Raw genomic sequence first — 18532 nt, forward strand, 5'->3', positions numbered from 1 at the left:
TGTGCGGAGGTGGGACGACGAAATCGAATTCTAACGAATTACCGATTTCTGTCCCACTCTCTAAATTTAGTTATTAGTATGTTGACAATTTTATTTTTCAAAACCTTTTGATAAGAAGAAGGCGACAGACCATAATATAGTTATGGAAATCAAACACAATAAAATACTTGTATTACTATTTATTAATCTCTTCTTGATTGTGCTGGTTTTATTACATACCCAAGAATGTAATAAAACAGTATGAGCAGATAATGTTTTACTAGAAGCATTTACTTTTTCTGCGGATTTATTTTCATCAAAAGGGTCTCAGGCTATAGAAGAAGAGCAGTATATGGTCATACACTACAAGAGAAAATAAGTGAAGAATTTGATAATGTTAGAAAACTTTTATAATTATTTGGTACAAAAAACAAAATGACAAGCAAAAAAGCCTTGGTTACCAAGGCTTTTTCCTGTTGATTTAGATGTCCCCTGTATGGATTTGGAAAGGAGTTTTCATATTGAGAGTAATTAAAAATATTGAAATATAAATGAATTTCGGAAGGTGCTTTTAGGTGTTTTCAATATCATGATTTAAAAATGGGGCAAAAAACCTACTGAATTGAACTGTTTAGTAGCTTAAATATATCATGGTGCTATCTAAAAAGTTAATTTTATAGAGTTTGTTGGAATAGTTACGGAGTTTTTTGTTTAACATTCAAACTTTATTATTATATCATGAAAATAATTAGGAAAACAGACTTGTATTATTTTGAAATTTGTATATGATGAAGGTGTAAGAACTATAAATTATCCTGTTAGAAAGGGGAATGAAAGAATTAATCAGGCTATATAAAATTGGTGATTGGTATTTAATGTTGGAAAACAAGAAAGGAAAAGGTAAAAAATGCAAATACATAAAAAATTTTTTATAGTGGCATTGGTTTTATCTATTTGTATCTCACTATATTTTCTTATCAATCCGTCTAATATCTTCACCTTTCCGATCCGTGTGCATGAATTTGATGACACATTTAAATATTACATGTTTGTGAAGATTGGAATTGTATTATTATTTATCAAATTCTTACTGGATATATGCTTAGAGTATATCAAGAATTGGTTTAAAAAGTTTTGATATATCTTCACACAAAAGAGTCTGAGACAGTGTTTTGTCCCAGACTCTTTTTTGAGTTGTGAGCTCTGTTTTATAGATTCCACTGCTTGAGGGAAATTTCGCCACTATTGAGCCAGATTTCTTCTTGATTTTCTAACTGGACCAAGAGTTGGCCGGTATCGGAGATGTCTTTGGCGAGGCCCTGATAGGTATGCTGGTTCTGCTCAAAGGTGACAGTTCGTCCTAAGACCAGGGAGCGCTCTTTGTAGAGGTAGACCAGTTCATCGATATCCGTATGAAGAAATTCTCTCCAAATCTCGCTGATGAGGTCATTGCGGGTGATGGGACAAGGGCCTTCAAATAAGGAACCAGCCTTGTTTTCTAGCTCATCTGGAAAAGTAGAGATAGCCAAATTGAGACCGACTCCGATAATGACATCCGTGACAAGGCCAGTCTCAATGGATGTGATAGCTTCGGTTAGGATTCCCCCAATTTTTTTATGGCGATAGTAAATATCATTGACCCATTTGATATCGACATCGATCAGGGTCAGATTTTTAATAGCCTTATAGATGGCTCCTGCGACCATCAAAGTATAAGGGGGGAACTCCGCAGGTGGGAGTTGGGGCTTGAGATGAAGAGACATATAGATGCCACCTTGATCGGGAGAGTAGTAGTCGCGACCAAAGCGGCCCTTTCCAGCAGATTGGGACTTGGCCAGGTAGAGAGCCATGCCCTCTTTATGTGCTTCCATGCCTAATTTTGCGTCCAATTGGGTAGAATGACATTCTTCATTCAAAGTAACGGTCAACTGGGTATTGCTTGCGATGACTTCAGGAAGCAGAATATCGCCTGAGACCAGTCTATAACCCTTCTTTTTTAGGGATTCGATGACGACCCCATCTTTTTCCAGGCGCTGAATAGCCTTCCAGATGGAGGTGCGGGAAACACCTAATTCTTTTGCCAACTGTTCCCCGTTGACATAATCATCTGCCTGAGAAAGGGTTTGAAAGAGGATTTCGTGTGTTTTCATAAGACTAAGACCTCCTAGCGACTGCTGTCTCGAATCGTCAGTTTGGTGGCTAATTTGACCATGCAGGGAACACTTGGTTGACTCCCTTGAAAGGTTTGCCGCAACAGCTGAATGGCTTGCTTGCCCATTTCTTCTGTGTATACGGTCACTGTAGAGAGGGCAGGAAAGACATACTTGGCGATGGAGGTATCATTGAAGGAAATGAGACTGACGCGATCAGGCACAGCGATTTGGTGTTCCTGAAGGGACCGAAGGGCCCCAACAGCTATGGCATCACTAGCCATGAAAAAGGCAGTTGGCAAGTCGTCGCCCAGTGCTTGAATCAGCTGCTCCATCATTTGATAGCCTGACTCAGTTGAGAACTGACCGACAGCGACAAAGCGCTCCTCATAAAGCCCTTTTTCCGTGAGAAACTGTTGAAAGAATCGTTGACGAGGATCCATCTGAAGCGGCGTCGCATCTGCGGTCTCTTCTTGACCAACCAAGAGTCCGATCTCCTTGTGATGATGCTCAAGAAAATGCTCGAGAGCGGTGATAACAGAATCTTCTAAATCTGTCGTCACGCAAGAATGCCCCAGATAGAGGGTATTGCTATCGACAAAGATCAGGGGTTTGCCGTAGCTTTCTAGATCTTGAATGGTCTTTGGACTGAATTTTCCAAGAGCAATAATGCCGTCTGCCTCCTGAATCAAAGACCAATCGTCCTTGTTAAAGATACGAAAGATCTCATAGCCTAATTCCTGGGCTTGTTTCTCCAAGCCCATGCGAATGGCATAGTAGTAGAGGTCCTCTAATTCTTCTTCGCGCGTGTACCATTCAAAGATGACGATTTTATGAGAATCTTCGACTGGTTGAGGCGCTGTTTTGCGGCTTTTCTTTTGGTAATGCAGGTCCTCAGCGATGCGAAGAATCCGACTGCGCGTGTCTTCACCAACCGATAAGGTCACATCTTGGTTGAGGACGCGAGAGACCGTTGCCTGAGAAACGCCTGCTTTTTCTGCAATGTCTTTAATCGTTGCCATAGTTCATCCTTTATTGCTTACTAGTTCCAGTATACTCTAAATACTAGTAAAAAGAAATAAATATTTACTAAATTTTATGTTTGCTGCGATATTGGCTAGGAGTCAGGTGGCTATAGGCCTTAAAGGCCTTTGAAAAATAGAGGGGATCTGAAAAGCCAACCGAGTAAGCCACGATCTTGATGCTTTCGTCTGTATTGGTCAGTAACTGCTGGGCCCGTTGCATGCGGACCGAGTGCAAGAATTCCTTGGGAGAGATCTGGTGAAACTCCTTAAAAACAGTTGTTAGGTAGGAGCGATGGACATTGAGGTCATCAGCGATCTCTTGAATACTGAGATGTTCTTTAGCGTAATGCGTCTCAATCACATGCTTGCAAGTCAGGTAGAGTTGATAGGTTGGAGATGGGTGGCTCCGATGGATATCGGGTGCCACTTCACTGATAAGAAATAGCAGTTCATAGATCTGAGAGAGAAGGTGGAGTTGGTAGTGCGAGGTCATCTTAGAGTCCTCTGCCTTGTGGACAAGCTGCTCCATAAACAGCCCGATCCGCTCTGTGTCCACCTCTGTTTTCTTTAGAAAACCTTTGGCATGTATGGTTGAAAAGCGCATGAAATCACTCACCTTGGTGCCACTAATCCCAATCCAGTAGTAGGACCAAGGATCTTCCGCGTCTGCCTGGTAGTAGGTCACCATATTTTTAGGGAGAAGGAAGAGATCCCCGGCTTCTAAATGGATTTCATTTTTATTGATGTGAAAGACACCTTTTCCCTTGGTGATAAAATGTAGAACAAAATTGTCTCGAAAGCTAGGACCAATTTCATAATTCTTGGGGCAATCTTCGTAGCCGTAAAAATCAAGGGCTATATCAATGGTGTCGGTTTGGTATTCTGAAAAGACTAACATAGGTAAACCTCCTACCTAACATTTTACCATATAAGCCCAACAAAATTCCATTTTCGGAAGCGTTTACAACGTTTAAAATAAAGACATGTGAAAAAAGAAAAATATTGGAACTGAATATAAAAATACATAGTGATATTTTTAGGGTCCAATGGAGGAAGATATGGTAATTCGTATCGAACAAAATTTGTTCTATGTAGAAAGTAAGGGACTGAGCCTCATCCTTGAAAATCGAGATGGCTACCTGATGCTCAAGCATCTGGGACGTCCGATCCCGTCTTATCATTTTTCCAATACCGTGCATGAAAAAGATCATGCGTTCTCTGGGAATCCAACACCTGACAATCGAACCTTTAGTCTAGATACCCAGCGACAGGTCTTGGGACAGCACGGACTAGGAGATTTTCGAAAACCGTCGATCAAGATTCAACACGGTGTTACTGAGGTGACGGATTTCCTTTATGTCGGAGCCAACATCTATTCTGGTAGTGTCCAGGCGACCGGTCTTCCGAACCCTCACTCAGTAGATCAGGCTGAAACCTTGGCACTGGTCTTTGAAGATGATCAAGCAGCCCTGCGTTTGACCCTCTACTACACCGCCTACAATGATCGGGCAACCATCACTAGCTTCTCAAAGATTGAAAACTTGAGTGATGAAAAGGTTGTAATCCACAAGGCTCTCAGTGTTTTGGCCGATGTCCCAGCCAGTGATTACGATATCATCACTCTGCAAGGAGCCTATGCGAGAGAAAAAACAGTTCGCCGTCAGCAAGTGGAGCAAGGAATCTTCTCCATCAGCTCCAACCGTGGTGCTTCTGGACACGCCCAGACCCCGGCTCTTATTCTTGCCGATCATGAAGTGACAGAAGATGCGGGCTCTGCTCTGGCTTTCCAACTGCTCTACAGTGGAAATTTTGAAGGATTTGTTCAAAAGAATCAACTCAATGAAGTTCGGGTTGGACTGGGGATTAATCCTGAAAACTTCGCTTGGGAATTGGAACCAAATCAGAGTTTTGATACGCCAGTGGCCATGATCACCTACTCCCATAAGGGATTGACCGGTCTCAGTCAAGAGAGCCAAGCATTTGTCCAAAACCATATCATTCCTAGCCAGTTTGCCCATAAAGAACGTCCAATTCTTATCAACAACTGGGAAGCGACCTACTTTGATTTCAAGAAAGACAAATTATTGGAGCTAGCAGACGAAGCTCAAAAAGTGGGGATCGAACTCTTTGTTCTTGATGATGGCTGGTTTGGCAATCGTTATGATGACAATCGGGCCCTTGGTGATTGGACCGTCAATGAAGAAAAATTAGGTGGAAGTCTAGCAGCATTGATCCAAGGCATCCATGACAAGGGACTTCAATTTGGCCTTTGGGTGGAGCCAGAAATGATTTCTGTTGATAGCGACCTCTATCGGGCTCATCCGGACTGGGCTATTCAAGTCCCAGGCTATGAACACACCTATTCACGGAATCAACTGGTCCTCGATTTCGCAAATAAAGAAGTAGTAGCTTATATCAAGCAGGTCTTGGATGACTTGCTTGGAAACCATGAGATCGACTATATCAAATGGGATATGAACCGCAATATCACCAAGCTTGGAAATGGGAAAACCTACCTGGAAACAAAGATGCAATCCCATGCTTATATCTTGGGTCTCTATGAAGTGGTTTCGTACTTAACGGAGAAATACGAGCACATCCTCTTTGAGTCTTGCTCCGGTGGTGGTGGTCGTAATGACCTGGGGATGATGCGTTACTTCCCGCAGGTCTGGGCGAGTGACAATACGGATGCCATGGCCAGACTTCCGATCCAGTATGGATCTAGTTATCTCTATCCAACTATTTCCATGGGCGCTCACGTATCAGCGGTGCCAAATCATCAGATGGGACGGATCACACCACTAGAAACGCGTGGACATGTAGCCATGATGGGAAATCTGGGCTATGAATTGGATCTGACCAGCCTTTCTCAAGAAGAGTTGGATAGGATTGCAGCTCAAGTCGCTCATTATAAAACGATTCGACCAGTTGTTCAGTTCGGAAAACACTACCGCTTGATCAATCCAAGCCAAGGTAGCAATCAAGCAGCCGTCCAGTTCACTTATCAAGATCGCACGGTTGTAACTTATGTACGGGTCTTATCAACGGTTGAGGAGATCGAGCCGACCCTGAAACTCAAAGGATTGGAAGAAGATGCGCTCTATCGCTTAGAAGGGACGGACCAAGTCTATTCAGGAGCTGAGCTCATGTACGCCGGCTTAACCGTCGTTCTTCCTCAGGGAGATTTCCTCACTAAACAATATGTTTTTGTCAAAAAATAAAAGGAGACAGCCAAATGAAATGGTATAAAAAAATCGGACTTCTTGCGACTACAGGCCTAGCCTTGTTTGGGCTCGGTGCTTGCTCCAACGATGGAAAATCTGCGGATGGCACAGTGACCATCGAGTATTTCAACCAGAAAAAAGAAATGACCAAAACCTTGGAAGAAATCGCGCGTGATTTTGAAAAGGAAAATCCAAAGGTTAAGGTCAAAGTTGTCAATGTACCAAACGCTGGTGAGGTGTTGAAGACACGTGTCCTCGCAGGGGATGTGCCAGATGTAGTCAATATTTACCCACAGTCCATTGAATTGCAAGAATGGGCAAAAGCGGGTGTCTTCGAAGATTTGAGCAATAAAGATTATCTCAAACGCGTAAAAAACGGCTACGCTGAAAAATATGCTGTAAACGGAAAAGTCTACAACGTTCCTTTCACAGCCAATGCTTACGGAATCTACTACAACAAAGATAAATTCGAAGAATTGGGCTTGAAGGTTCCTGAAACCTGGGACGAATTTGAACAGTTAGTAAAAGACATCGTTGCCAAAGGACAAACTCCATTTGGGATTGCAGGAGCAGAAGCTTGGACCCTCAATGGTTACAATCAATTGGCCTTTGCGACAGCAGCAGGTGGGGGAAAAGAAGCCAACCAATACCTTCGTTATTCTCAGCCAAATTCCATTAAATTGTCTGATCCGATTATGAAGGATGACATCAAGGTCATGGATATCCTTCGCATTAAAGGTTCGAAGCAAAAGAATTGGGAAGGTGCAGGTTATACAGACGTTATCGGAGCCTTCGCGCGTGGAGATGTCCTCATGACACCAAATGGATCTTGGGCTATCACCGCGATCAATGAACAAAAACCGAAATTTAAGATTGGGACTTTCATGATTCCAGGAAAAGAAAAAGGACAAAGCTTAACCGTTGGTGCGGGAGACTTAGCATGGTCTATCTCAGCTACTACCAAACATCCAAAAGAAGCCAATGCCTTTGTGGAATACATGACCCGTCCAGAAGTCATGCAAAAGTACTATGATGTGGACGGATCTCCAACAGCGATCGAAGGGGTCAAACAAGCAGGAGAGGATTCACCGCTTGCTGGGATGACCAAATATGCCTTTACAGATCGTCACTTGGTCTGGTTGCAACAATACTGGACCAGTGAAGCAGACTTCCATACCTTGACGATGAACTATGTCTTGACAGGTGATAAACAAGGAATGGTCAATGATTTGAATGCCTTCTTTAACCCGATGAAAGCGGATGTGGATTAGGAGTAGAGAGACAATGAAAAAAGTATTACAAAAATATTGGGCATGGGCTTTTGTGGTCATTCCCCTCTTATTACAAGCAATTTTCTTCTATGTGCCAATGTTTCAAGGAGCCTTTTACAGTTTTACCAACTGGACAGGTTTGACCTATAACTACAAATTTGTTGGCTTGAACAACTTTAAGCTCCTCTTTATGGATCCAAAATTCATGAATGCGATTGGCTTTACTGCGATCATCACGATTGCTATGGTAGTTGGTGAGATTGCCCTTGGGATCTTCATTGCGCGTGTCTTGAACTCTAAAATTAAAGGCCAAACCTTCTTCCGTGCTTGGTTCTTCTTCCCAGCTGTGTTGTCTGGTTTGACAGTGGCGTTGATCTTCAAACAAGTCTTCAACTACGGTCTACCAGCGATTGGGAATGCCCTTCATATTGAGTTTCTTCAAACTAGTCTTTTAGGGACTAAGTGGGGAGCTATCTTTGCGGCTGTCTTTGTCCTTCTTTGGCAAGGGGTGGCCATGCCCATCATTATCTTCCTAGCTGGTCTGCAATCTATCCCATCTGAAATTACAGAAGCAGCCAGAATCGATGGTGCGACGAGCAAGCAAGTCTTCTGGAATATTGAATTGCCTTACTTGTTGCCAAGTGTCTCTATGGTCTTTATCCTAGCCCTAAAAGGTGGGCTTACCGCCTTTGACCAAGTCTTTGCCATGACTGGTGGGGGTCCAAACAATGCCACAACCTCACTTGGACTCTTGGTTTATAACTACGCCTTTAAAAACAACCAATTCGGTTATGCCAATGCCATTGCCGTAATCCTGTTCTTCTTGATTGTAGTGATTTCGATCATCCAATTGAGAGTATCTAAGAAATTTGAAATTTAAGAGGAGAAGCACGATGAAACAAGATGAAAGAAAAGCCTTGATTGGCAAATACATTCTATTGATTCTAGGATCGGTTCTGATTTTAGTGCCACTCCTTGCCACCCTCTTTAGTTCCTTCAAACCCACCAAAGATATTGTAGATAATTTCTTTGGATTCCCGACGAATTTCACATGGGACAACTTTAGCCGTCTCTTGTCAGATGGAATCGGAGGCTATTATTGGAACTCTGTCGTCATCACTGTCTTGTCTTTACTTGCAGTAATGATCTTTATCCCCATGGCAGCATACTCCATCGCACGTAATATGAGTAAGAGAAAAGCCTTTACCATCATGTACACCCTCTTGATCCTTGGGATTTTCGTACCTTTCCAAGTCATCATGATTCCGATTACGGTTATGATGAGTAAACTCGGTTTGGCTAACACCTTTGGTTTGATCTTGCTCTACTTGACCTATGCGATTCCACAGACCCTCTTCCTCTATGTCGGCTATATCAAAATCTCTATCCCAGAAAGTCTGGATGAAGCAGCAGAGATCGATGGGGCTAATAAGTTTACAACCTATTTCCGCATCATCTTCCCAATGATGAAACCCATGCATGCGACAACCATGATCATCAATGCCCTTTGGTTCTGGAATGACTTTATGTTGCCACTCCTTGTCTTGAACCGGGATTCCAAAATGTGGACTCTGCCTTTGTTCCAATACAACTACGCAGGCCAATATTTCAACGACTATGGACCAAGCTTTGCCTCTTACGTGGTCGGCATTATCAGTATCACCATTGTCTATCTCTTCTTCCAACGCAATATCATTGCAGGAATGAGCAACGGCGCAGTGAAATAAGATACAAAGGGACGATTCAGCTTGCTGATTTCAATCGTATCCTAGGAAGCAATTCTAAAATAGATAAACTCATGAAAGCCAGGTCCTCAAAGACTTGGCTTTCAAAAAAGAAAGGGAACCATTATGCCAATTCAAAACAAAACCATGTTAATTACTTACTCAGATAGCTTAGGAAATAACCTGAAGGATCTCTATGAAAATCTTGAGAAGCACTTTGGGGATGCAGTAGGTGGGGTTCACCTCTTGCCATTTTTCCCATCAACTGGTGACCGTGGCTTTGCGCCTGTCGACTATGACCAAGTGGATCCAGCCTTTGGAGATTGGGAAGATGTTAAACGCTTAGGCGACAAGTACTATCTTATGTTTGACTTTATGATCAATCACATTTCTCGTCAATCTAAATACTACAAGGACTACCAAGAGAAGCACGACCAAAGTGCCTACAAGGATCTCTTTCTCAACTGGGACAAGTTCTGGCCAGAGAATCGCCCAACTCAAGCAGATGTAGATTTGATTTATAAGCGCAAAGACCGGGCTCCTAAACAAGCCATCACTTTTGCGGATGGGACGACTGAGCATCTCTGGAATACCTTTGGGGAAGAGCAGATTGACCTAGACGTGACCAAGGAAGTGACCATGGATTTTATTCGCAAGACCATCGAACACCTGGCAAGCAATGGCTGTGACCTCATTCGTTTGGACGCCTTTGCCTATGCGGTGAAGAAATTGGACACCAATGATTTCTTCGTGGAGCCAGACATTTGGGATTTGTTGGATAAGGTGCGCGATATGGCGGCAGGCTACGGTGCTGAGCTTCTTCCAGAGATTCATGAGCACTATTCCATCCAATTTAAGATTGCCGATCACGACTATTATGTCTATGACTTCGCACTTCCAATGGTAACCCTCTATACCCTCTATAGTTCAAAAGTGGAGCGTCTTGCCAAGTGGTTGAAGATGAGTCCGATGAAGCAATTCACGACGCTCGATACCCATGATGGGATTGGGGTGGTCGATGTCAAGGATATCTTGACAGATGAAGAGATTGACTATGCTTCAAATGAGCTCTATAAGGTAGGGGCAAATGTTAAACGCAAATATTCCACAGCAGAATACAACAACTTGGACATCTACCAAATCAATTCGACCTACTATTCAGCGCTTGGAGATGACGATCGTAAGTACTTCCTAGCTCGTTTAATTCAAGCTTTTGCACCAGGTATTCCACAAGTTTATTACGTTGGATTCCTAGCTGGGAAGAATGATTTGGAACTCTTAGAAAACACCAAAGAAGGCCGCAATATCAACCGTCATTACTACAGCAATGAAGAAATTGCTCAAGAAGTGGAGCGGCCAGTCGTGCAATCCCTGCTCAAACTCTTTAGCTTCCGGAACAACTCTGCAGCTTTTGATCTAGAAGGAAGCATTGAGGTGGAAACACCAGATGATCATACCATTGTCATCACGCGCCAAAACAAAGACCAGACCGCCACAGCAGTAGCCCGAATCAATCTTGCTGACGGGACTTACCAAGTGACAGAAAATGGTCAAGAAATGGTGTTTTAAAAAAATATGAACGAACTAAAGGATAAGTAAAAAAATGCTTATCCTATTTTTTTATTTTAGATATTGTAACCGTTTACAAAACTATAAAACAATGGTACAATATCTATTGAAAGAAAGGAGGTCGCTTTATGAAAAAAATCATTTATCCATCTGCGGCCCTATTAACGGCTTTTGCTCTATTATCCGTTCAAACAGCAAAAGCAGACACAGCTCAAGCGTCGGATCAAGCTAATGAACCGGCAGCAACAGTAGAAGAGGTGGTGGCTTCTCCAACTCCAGAAACCGCCACAGAAAATCAGGGAGAAGTGGCCGAAACGCCAACTTCAACAGACCGTGCAGTTGTCCCTGCTGCTTCTCCAACGGTAACATCGACAGAGACGGCATCTCCTGAAGTGGAAAAACTGATTGAAAACATGCCACTCAAACAAAAAGTGACCCAAATGATCATGCCGGACTTCCGTAAGTGGCAGGAGGCTAATCAGGAGTCGCCACAGGATCTCACCAAGGTCAATGCTGAAGTAGCAGATGCGATTGATAAATATGATTTTGGAGGCGTCATTTTTTTTGCTGAAAACGTCAAAGAGACCAAGCAGACCCTGGCTCTGACGCAAGATATGCAAAAGGCAGCGATTGAAAACAAAGCCAATAACGGGAAGATTCCGCTATTATTAGCCATCGACCAAGAAGGGGGGATCGTCTACCGCTTGGGGACAGGTACAGCCCTTCCTGGCAATATGGCCATTGGGGCTACCAATGATCCCAAACTAGCGAAAGAAGCCGGTCAAATCATCGGACGTGAACTTTCTGCGCTAGGCTTGAATGTGGACTTCGCTCCGGTTCTAGATACCAATAACAATCCTCAAAATCCTGTGATTGGGCTTCGTTCCTTCTCATCTGACCCAAATCGGGTTGCCTATCTTGGTATTCCGATGATGAAAGGCATTCAGGACTACAATGTGGCTGTAGCAGCCAAGCATTTCCCAGGTCATGGAGATACAGCGGTCGATTCACATACAGGCCTGCCATTGGTGGATAAATCTCTTGCTGAGCTTGAAAAATTGGAACTCCTTCCATTCAAAAAAGCTATGGATGAAGGGGTCGACCTCTTGATGACGGCTCATATCCAATACCCGCAGATTGAAAAAGATCAGGTTGTGTCAAAAGAAACGGGTGAGAAAATCTATGTTCCAGCGACTCTATCTGATGATATTTTAACGGGCTTGGTAAGGAAGAAATACGGCTATAAGGGCGTGATTGTCTCTGATGCCATGGGAATGGATGCTATCGCTAAGAACTTCGGTGAGGTGGAAGCTGTGAAGATGGCCATTAAAGCCGGAGTTGACCTGGTCTTGATGCCAACGACCCTTCGCAGCAAAGCCGATTTGACCAAGATTGATACCATTGTCAATGCAGTGGTAGATGCGGTCCAAACCGGTGACATCTCAGAAGAACGCTTAAATGAGTCGGTTCGTCGGATCCTGACCCTCAAAGAAAAACGTGGGGTCCTGAATTTTGATCCAAGTGTTCGGACGGCTGAAAAAGCAGAAGAAGCAGTCGGATCTACCCTCAACCGTGACTTGGAACGCAAGATTGCAGCAGCAGCGGTGACGGTTGTAAAAAATGAAGACAATACCTTGCCATTTAAGGTGCAAACAGGGGACCATGTCTTACTACTCGGAGCTTTTGAAAATGAAGTCCCAGGACTAAATTTGGGCATGCGTCGCTTAATCGCGGATGGAGTGCTTCCAAAAGATACCTCCTTTGTGGCCAAGAACTTCACTAAGGAATCCACCCTTGATAGTCTAAAAGAAGACCTTGAAAAAGCCACCCATATCGTAGTGATTTCAGAGATCGGTTATGAAGGGCAACTGGATAAAGATTTCTGGCGGACCAAGATTCCAACAGAAATCGTCCATTATGCCAACACCAACCATAAGAAGGCAGCTGTCCTTTCTATCTCTAAACCTTATGATGTAGCCAACTATCCCGCAGCCAAAGCCATTTTAGCAGTCTATGGAAATAAGGGAATGGATCCAACGGAATCCCTCAAACCAGACAATGCATTTGGTCCTAATATTCCTGCAGGAGTGGAAGTCATCTTCAATGGCAAGGAACATCTAGGTACCTTACCGGTTGATATTCCAAAAATTGTAGACGGAAAAATGTCGGAAACAGAGTATGCCTACCGCATTGGTCATGGTCTTTTCTATCCAGCACCTGCTCCATTGCCAACACCAGAAGTCCAAGATCCAACTTCACCAGTCCAAGAACCAACCCATCAGACACAACCAGTAGAGGTTGGTCACACAGGAACACAGGTCCTTGTTAGCAAGCAAGAAAAAGCTAGCCCTCTTGATGGTCCACAAGTTACTCCGATCGCTGTGAAACAAGCCACTGATCAGGCTCCTGTCAGCGTGTCAGCCAGTCCTGCATCATCGGTATTGCCAAAAACCGGTCAAACAGGGAACCTCCTCTCCCTCATGGGTGTCAGCCTCTTAACCTTCCTTGGATCTTTTGTCTATCCAAGAAAGAAACACTAAGAAATGAAGAATCTCAATTGAGTAGTCTCCCAATTGAGATTTTTTGGTAAACTTTTACTAAAATTAACTCGAAATAGCAAGAGTGAAATAGAAGTTATAATCGGAGGAAAAACCTTTGTTATAGCCTTTTTGGACATAAAATAAAAAATTAATAAAATTTTACTAAAAACACTTGAAGTTTTACTTCCGATCAGATATAATACAAGTATAAAAACGTTTACAAAACTAAAGGAGTTTCTCATGACGACAACAATCACATCTCAAGATTTACAAGCAAAATTCCAGGCTGTCTTTGGGGAAAAGGCTGACCACACTTTCTTTTCACCAGGACGGATTAATCTGATCGGTGAACACACTGACTATAATGGTGGGCATGTCTTCCCAGCAGCCATTACACTTGGTACCTACGGAGCTGCAAGAAAGCGTGAGGATAAGGTCTTGCGTTTCTTCTCAGGAAACTTTGAAGACAAGGGGATCATTGAAGTTCCGCTTGAAAATCTCCACTTTGAAAAAGAGCACAACTGGACCAACTATCCAAAAGGCGTGCTCCATTTCTTGCAAGAAGCTGGTCATGTTATTGATAGCGGTATGGATGTCTATGTCTACGGTAATATTCCAAACGGATCTGGTCTTTCTTCTTCAGCTTCCCTTGAGCTCTTGATCGGCGTCATCGCTGAGAAACTATATGATCTTCACTTAGATCGTCTAGATCTAGTCAAGATCGGGAAACAAACCGAAAATCACTTCATCGGAGTTAACTCTGGGATCATGGACCAATTTGCCATCGGTATGGGGGCGGATCAACGGGCCATTTATCTCGATACCAACACCCTAGAGTATGATCTGGTACCGCTGGACCTCAAAGACAATGTCGTGGTCATCATGAATACCAACAAACGCCGGGAATTAGCGGATTCAAAATACAATGAACGTCGTTCAGAATGCGAAACCGCCGTTTCTGAACTCCAAGAAAAATTGGATATCCAAACCTTAGGGGAATTGGATCTCTGGGCTTTTGATGCCTACAGCTACTTGATCAAGGATGAAAATCGCATCAAACGAGCTCGCCATGCTGTACTTGAAAATCAACGGACCCTCCAAGCTCGTAAGGCACTTGAAGCAGGTGATTTAGAAGGCTTTGGCCGTCTCATGAATGCTTCCCACGTATCCTTGGAGCATGACTACGAAGTGACAGGTCTAGAATTAGATACCTTGGTGCATACAGCCTGGGAACAAGAAGGTGTCTTGGGCGCTCGTATGACAGGAGCAGGCTTTGGTGGTTGCGCCATCGCCCTTGTCAACAAAGATAAGGTTGAAGCATTTAAAGAAGTTGTCGGCAAACGCTATGAGGAAGTCGTTGGCTATGCGCCAAGCTTCTACATTGCAGAGGTTGCGGCGGGGACACGGGTACTTGATTAAAAAGGAGATAGGATGACAGAACTGGTATTAGATGCATTTGTCACAGCCGTCATTGCGGCGAGTGACTACGAAGAGATGGATCGGATTTATCTAAAAAATCGCATCATGAGTCGCATTGGAGAAGAAGGGCTAGACGCCCCAGCTCAAAAAGAAGAGTTGATCGCACTCAAAGATCAGCTGGTAGAGATCGCTGTTGCAAATAGCAAGATCCAGGATAGTATGGCCGCAAAAGACAGTTTGGGTGCGGAGTTGATGGATTGGATCACCCCTAGTCCTAGTCAAGTCAACCATCGCTTTTGGGAGACCTACCGTCAGTCCAAGGAAGACGCGATTGCGGATTTCTATGCCCTCTCTAAGCGCAATGATTACATCAAGGTCAAAGCCATTGCGCAAAATATTGCCTTTGAGACACAAACTCCCTACGGTTCTCTTGAAATCACCATCAATCTGTCAAAACCTGAAAAAGATCCTAAAGACATTGCAGCGGCCAAGCTTGCCAAAGCCAGTCATTATCCAGCCTGCCAATTGTGCTTTGAAAATGAAGGCTATCAAGGTCGCCTAGACCATCCAGCCCGGGCCAATCATCGGATTATCCGTTTTGACATGGACGGTCATGACTGGGGCTTTCAGTATTCCCCTTATGCCTACTTCAATGAACACTGCATTTTCCTCGATAGCCAGCATGTTCCTATGGCCATTAGCCGCAAGACCTTTGAGCGACTCTTGACCATTGTCGAGACTTTCCCAGGCTATTTTGCAGGGTCCAATGCAGACCTGCCCATTGTAGGGGGATCCATCCTGACTCATGACCATTACCAAGGCGGACGCCATACCTTCCCTATGGAGCTAGCTCCTGTTGAGGAAAGCTTTAGCGTTGAGGGATTTGAGGCTGTATCGGTAGGAATTGTCAATTGGCCCATGTCGGTTCTCCGCTTGCAATCGGACAACAAGGCGCAATTGATTGACCTGGCAGACCATATACTCACAGCCTGGCGAGGCTACTCGGATCCAGCCGTTCAAGTCTTAGCAGCATCCGACGGTCAGCCCCACCATACCATTACCCCCATTGCACGGATTCGTGATGGGCATTATGAATTGGACTTGGTTCTCCGTGACAACCAAACCTCACCAGAGCATCCAGATGGCATTTATCACCCACATGCGGATGTGCAACACATCAAAAAAGAAAATATCGGCCTGATCGAAGTCATGGGCTTGGCCATTTTGCCACCTCGCCTCAAGGAAGAGCTCAAGCAGGTTCAAGACTATTTGATTGGACGTGAGAATACTGTGGCGACCTACCACCAGCCTTGGGCAGATGATTTGAAAGCCACTCACCCAGCCATCACAGACGAAGCAGAGGCAGAAGCCCTTGTCCGTGAATCAGTTGGCCAGATCTTTGCGCGTGTGCTCGAAGATGCTGGTGTCTACAAGAGAACAGCAGAAGGACAAGCTGCCTTTAGACGCTTTGTTGCGACACTTTAAGTGTGGAGAAGTGGCAGAAATTTGGTACAATAAGAGAGAAGACAAGAAGCGAAAGGAAAACAAATGGCAATACTCGTACTCGGAGGAGCTGGCTATATCGGTTCCCACATGGTCGACCGTTTGGTCAATGAAGGACAGGAAAAAGTCGTCGTGGTCGATAGCCTGGTCACAGGCCACCGTGCAGCGGTGCATCCAGATGCCGTCTTTTACCAAGGAGACCTGGCGGATCAAGACTTTATGCGCAATGTTTTTAAGGAACATGCAGATATCGATGCGGTCATCCACTTTGCTGCCTACTCACTGGTCGCTGAATCCATGGCCGATCCATTGAAATATTTTGATAACAATACAGCAGGCATGGTCAAGCTCTTGGAAGTCATGCATGAATGTGGAGTGCACTACATCGTCTTTTCTTCAACTGCTGCCACCTACGGCATTCCAGAAGAAATTCCGATTCTTGAAACCACTCCACAAAAACCAATCAATCCTTATGGCGAAAGCAAGCTCATGATGGAAACCATTATGCGCTGGGCCGATCAAGCCTACGGGATCAAGTACGTGCCCCTTCGTTACTTTAATGTTGCGGGTGCTAAGCCAGATGGATCCATCGGAGAAGACCATGGACCAGAGACCCATCTCTTGCCGATCGTCTTACAAGTAGCCCAAGGCAAACGCGAGAAGATCTCTATTTTTGGAGATGACTACAAGACACCAGATGGGACCAATGTTCGGGACTACGTCCATCCATTTGACTTGGCAGATGCCCATCTTTTAGCAGTGGAGTATCTGCGTAATGGCAACCCTTCTACCGCCTTTAATCTGGGCTCATCGACAGGATTCTCTAATCTTCAAATCGTTGAAGCGGCCCGCAAGGTGACGGGTCATCCGATCCCACTTGAGCTGGCCGATCGCAGACCAGGAGATCCAGATACCCTGATCGCATCCTCTGAGAAGGCGCGTGCCATCCTCGGCTGGCAACCCAAATTTGACAATATCGAAACCATCATCCAAACAGCCTGGGCTTGGCATTCCAGCCACCCAGATGGCTACAATGATCGATAAGGAGGGACTGCGGACATCATTTTTGAGACTTTTCTAATAACATTTAAAACGACAGTTGATCTTGCTAAATGACTCGTTTCAAACGTCAGTCATTTCCTTAACCATCATAAAAAGTGAGGTATTCAAAATGAATAAAACCACAAAAATGTTAGCCGTCTTCTTGACAGCGGGTCTTCTTTTAGCTGGTTGCGCACAAAAAGAGACTACAAAATCTACTAGTCCATCGTCTACTAAAGCAACTAGTAAAGCAACAAGCAAATCATCCGCTAAAGAGAAGACAAAAGAGTCATCAACTGATGAAAGCAAAAAAGAAGATGCACTAGCAGGTGCACAAAAAACCGTTCTCGAAACGAGTGATGAAGCAGGTAAGTCAACTATTACATTGTATTACAAGGGAGATACCTTGTTATTACAAGAAAAAGTTGATGATTACGACGTCTCAAAAGTTCCTGGTGAGAACCCTCTTGAAACCATGAAAGAAGCCGTTGCTAAGAGCCAAGAAAAATTCAAAGATCTGATGGGCCATGGATTTGAACTAACATCAGAATACAAAGACGGAATCTTTTATATCCGCAATACCATTGATTACACAAAAATCGATTTTAATAAATTAAAAGAAATCGTACCAGGATTTAATCCCCTAGATGACAAAACAGTCAGTTATTCAGTAACGAAAGACAGTCTTATCAAAGGCGGAATGGTCGAAAAATAAACAAAATGGAGAGTAGCTCAGTTTGTTGCTCTCTTTTTGTTTTCGTATGAATTCATGGCCATATTTTGTAGAATAGGATTTAAGGAAAAGAGTATTTAAATGAGTGATATCTTTTTAGAGAGTGCAAATCATGATTTGCATTTGTATGAATAAAATCTTTAGTTGAGTGATTACAGTTAAGAAGTCCACTGACGAGTAGGAAGTATTGAGAAGATCAATCCAGTTTACTTATGCACTGATCAAACGATTCATCCCTTTTGAAATTAAAGATGTAATAGAAGGGGTTGGAAGAAATACAATTAAATATAAAAAAGAGGCTGGGACAAAAGTCCTAGCCTCTCAATTGTTTTTGGATTGTCGAGCAAGACGCAG

At 43.8% G+C, this 18532-nt stretch carries 13 protein-coding genes; 10 read left to right on the forward strand and 3 right to left on the reverse strand.

From position 1 onward, the window contains the following. Positions 1-1187: 1187 nt before the first annotated feature. From birA to ADI76_RS05685, 3 genes are all read right to left on the reverse strand, one after another. Positions 1188-2129 carry a bifunctional biotin--[acetyl-CoA-carboxylase] ligase/biotin operon repressor BirA gene (gene birA / locus ADI76_RS05675; protein WP_049515075.1) on the reverse strand — a complete coding sequence of 314 codons (942 nt, stop codon included), beginning with the start codon at positions 2127-2129 and terminating at the stop codon, positions 1188-1190. A gap of 14 nt (positions 2130-2143) precedes the next feature. Further along, positions 2144-3151 (reverse strand): LacI family DNA-binding transcriptional regulator, encoded by a 1008-nt coding sequence (locus ADI76_RS05680; protein WP_049515076.1) that lies wholly within the window; start codon positions 3149-3151, stop codon positions 2144-2146. 67 nt (positions 3152-3218) lie between these two features. Beyond that, positions 3219-4052: an AraC family transcriptional regulator gene (locus ADI76_RS05685; RefSeq protein ID WP_049515077.1), complete on the reverse strand. Its 834-nt coding sequence runs from the start codon at positions 4050-4052 to the stop codon at positions 3219-3221. A 160-nt stretch (positions 4053-4212) separates the two neighbouring features. Here ADI76_RS05685 and ADI76_RS05690 point away from each other — a divergent pair, with 160 nt between their 5' ends. From ADI76_RS05690 to ADI76_RS05735, 10 genes are all read left to right on the forward strand, one after another. Next, on the forward strand, positions 4213-6375 hold the full coding sequence (locus tag ADI76_RS05690) for an alpha-galactosidase (RefSeq protein ID WP_049515078.1): 2163 nt from the start codon (positions 4213-4215) through the stop codon (positions 6373-6375). Between the two features lie 14 nt (positions 6376-6389). Then, the gene (locus ADI76_RS05695; RefSeq protein WP_003007827.1) at positions 6390-7649 is read left to right on the forward strand and encodes an extracellular solute-binding protein; all 1260 of its coding nucleotides are present in this window, start codon (positions 6390-6392) and stop codon (positions 7647-7649) included. Positions 7650-7662: 13 nt separating this feature from the next. Further along, a complete protein-coding gene (locus ADI76_RS05700) occupies positions 7663-8529 on the forward strand; it encodes a carbohydrate ABC transporter permease (protein ID WP_024055928.1) in 867 nt (288 codons plus the stop codon). A gap of 13 nt (positions 8530-8542) precedes the next feature. Continuing rightward, positions 8543-9376, forward strand: a complete 834-nt coding sequence (locus tag ADI76_RS05705; protein WP_049515079.1) for a carbohydrate ABC transporter permease — start codon at positions 8543-8545, stop codon at positions 9374-9376. A gap of 123 nt (positions 9377-9499) precedes the next feature. Then, positions 9500-10942, forward strand: a complete 1443-nt coding sequence (gene gtfA / locus ADI76_RS05710; RefSeq protein ID WP_049515080.1) for a sucrose phosphorylase — start codon at positions 9500-9502, stop codon at positions 10940-10942. Between the two features lie 128 nt (positions 10943-11070). Next, complete coding sequence (locus ADI76_RS05715) at positions 11071-13482, forward strand: glycoside hydrolase family 3 N-terminal domain-containing protein (protein ID WP_049515081.1); 2412 nt, start codon at positions 11071-11073, stop codon at positions 13480-13482. 240 nt (positions 13483-13722) lie between these two features. After that, a complete protein-coding gene (locus ADI76_RS05720) occupies positions 13723-14901 on the forward strand; it encodes a galactokinase (protein ID WP_414717185.1) in 1179 nt (392 codons plus the stop codon). Between the two features lie 12 nt (positions 14902-14913). Continuing rightward, positions 14914-16386: a UDP-glucose--hexose-1-phosphate uridylyltransferase gene (gene galT, locus ADI76_RS05725; protein ID WP_049515082.1), complete on the forward strand. Its 1473-nt coding sequence runs from the start codon at positions 14914-14916 to the stop codon at positions 16384-16386. Positions 16387-16449: 63 nt separating this feature from the next. Then, entirely contained in the window at positions 16450-17448 is a 999-nt protein-coding gene (galE, locus tag ADI76_RS05730; RefSeq protein ID WP_049515083.1) for a UDP-glucose 4-epimerase GalE, read from the forward strand. A 127-nt stretch (positions 17449-17575) separates the two neighbouring features. Continuing rightward, positions 17576-18160 carry a DUF1307 domain-containing protein gene (locus ADI76_RS05735; RefSeq protein WP_045759595.1) on the forward strand — a complete coding sequence of 195 codons (585 nt, stop codon included), beginning with the start codon at positions 17576-17578 and terminating at the stop codon, positions 18158-18160. Positions 18161-18532 lie beyond the last annotated feature (372 nt).

Origin of the sequence: Streptococcus parasanguinis (assembly GCF_001074805.1) — a bacterium.
Classification (GTDB): domain Bacteria; phylum Bacillota; class Bacilli; order Lactobacillales; family Streptococcaceae; genus Streptococcus; species Streptococcus parasanguinis_A.

Bases quoted from the DNA above. Each gene is read 5' to 3' on its own strand.
- birA (WP_049515075.1), bottom strand. From the start codon at position 2,129: ATGAAAACACACGAAATCCTCTTTCAAACCCTTTCTCAGGCAGATGAT.
- ADI76_RS05685 (WP_049515077.1), bottom strand. From the start codon at position 4,052: ATGTTAGTCTTTTCAGAATACCAAACCGACACCATTGATATAGCCCTT.
- ADI76_RS05700 (WP_024055928.1), top strand. From the start codon at position 7,663: ATGAAAAAAGTATTACAAAAATATTGGGCATGGGCTTTTGTGGTCATT.
- galT (WP_049515082.1), top strand. From the start codon at position 14,914: ATGACAGAACTGGTATTAGATGCATTTGTCACAGCCGTCATTGCGGCG.
- ADI76_RS05720 (WP_414717185.1), top strand. From the start codon at position 13,723: ATGACGACAACAATCACATCTCAAGATTTACAAGCAAAATTCCAGGCT.
- ADI76_RS05690 (WP_049515078.1), top strand. From the start codon at position 4,213: ATGGTAATTCGTATCGAACAAAATTTGTTCTATGTAGAAAGTAAGGGA.
- ADI76_RS05735 (WP_045759595.1), top strand. From the start codon at position 17,576: ATGAATAAAACCACAAAAATGTTAGCCGTCTTCTTGACAGCGGGTCTT.
- ADI76_RS05715 (WP_049515081.1), top strand. From the start codon at position 11,071: ATGAAAAAAATCATTTATCCATCTGCGGCCCTATTAACGGCTTTTGCT.
- ADI76_RS05680 (WP_049515076.1), bottom strand. From the start codon at position 3,151: ATGGCAACGATTAAAGACATTGCAGAAAAAGCAGGCGTTTCTCAGGCA.
- galE (WP_049515083.1), top strand. From the start codon at position 16,450: ATGGCAATACTCGTACTCGGAGGAGCTGGCTATATCGGTTCCCACATG.
- ADI76_RS05695 (WP_003007827.1), top strand. From the start codon at position 6,390: ATGAAATGGTATAAAAAAATCGGACTTCTTGCGACTACAGGCCTAGCC.
- gtfA (WP_049515080.1), top strand. From the start codon at position 9,500: ATGCCAATTCAAAACAAAACCATGTTAATTACTTACTCAGATAGCTTA.
- ADI76_RS05705 (WP_049515079.1), top strand. From the start codon at position 8,543: ATGAAACAAGATGAAAGAAAAGCCTTGATTGGCAAATACATTCTATTG.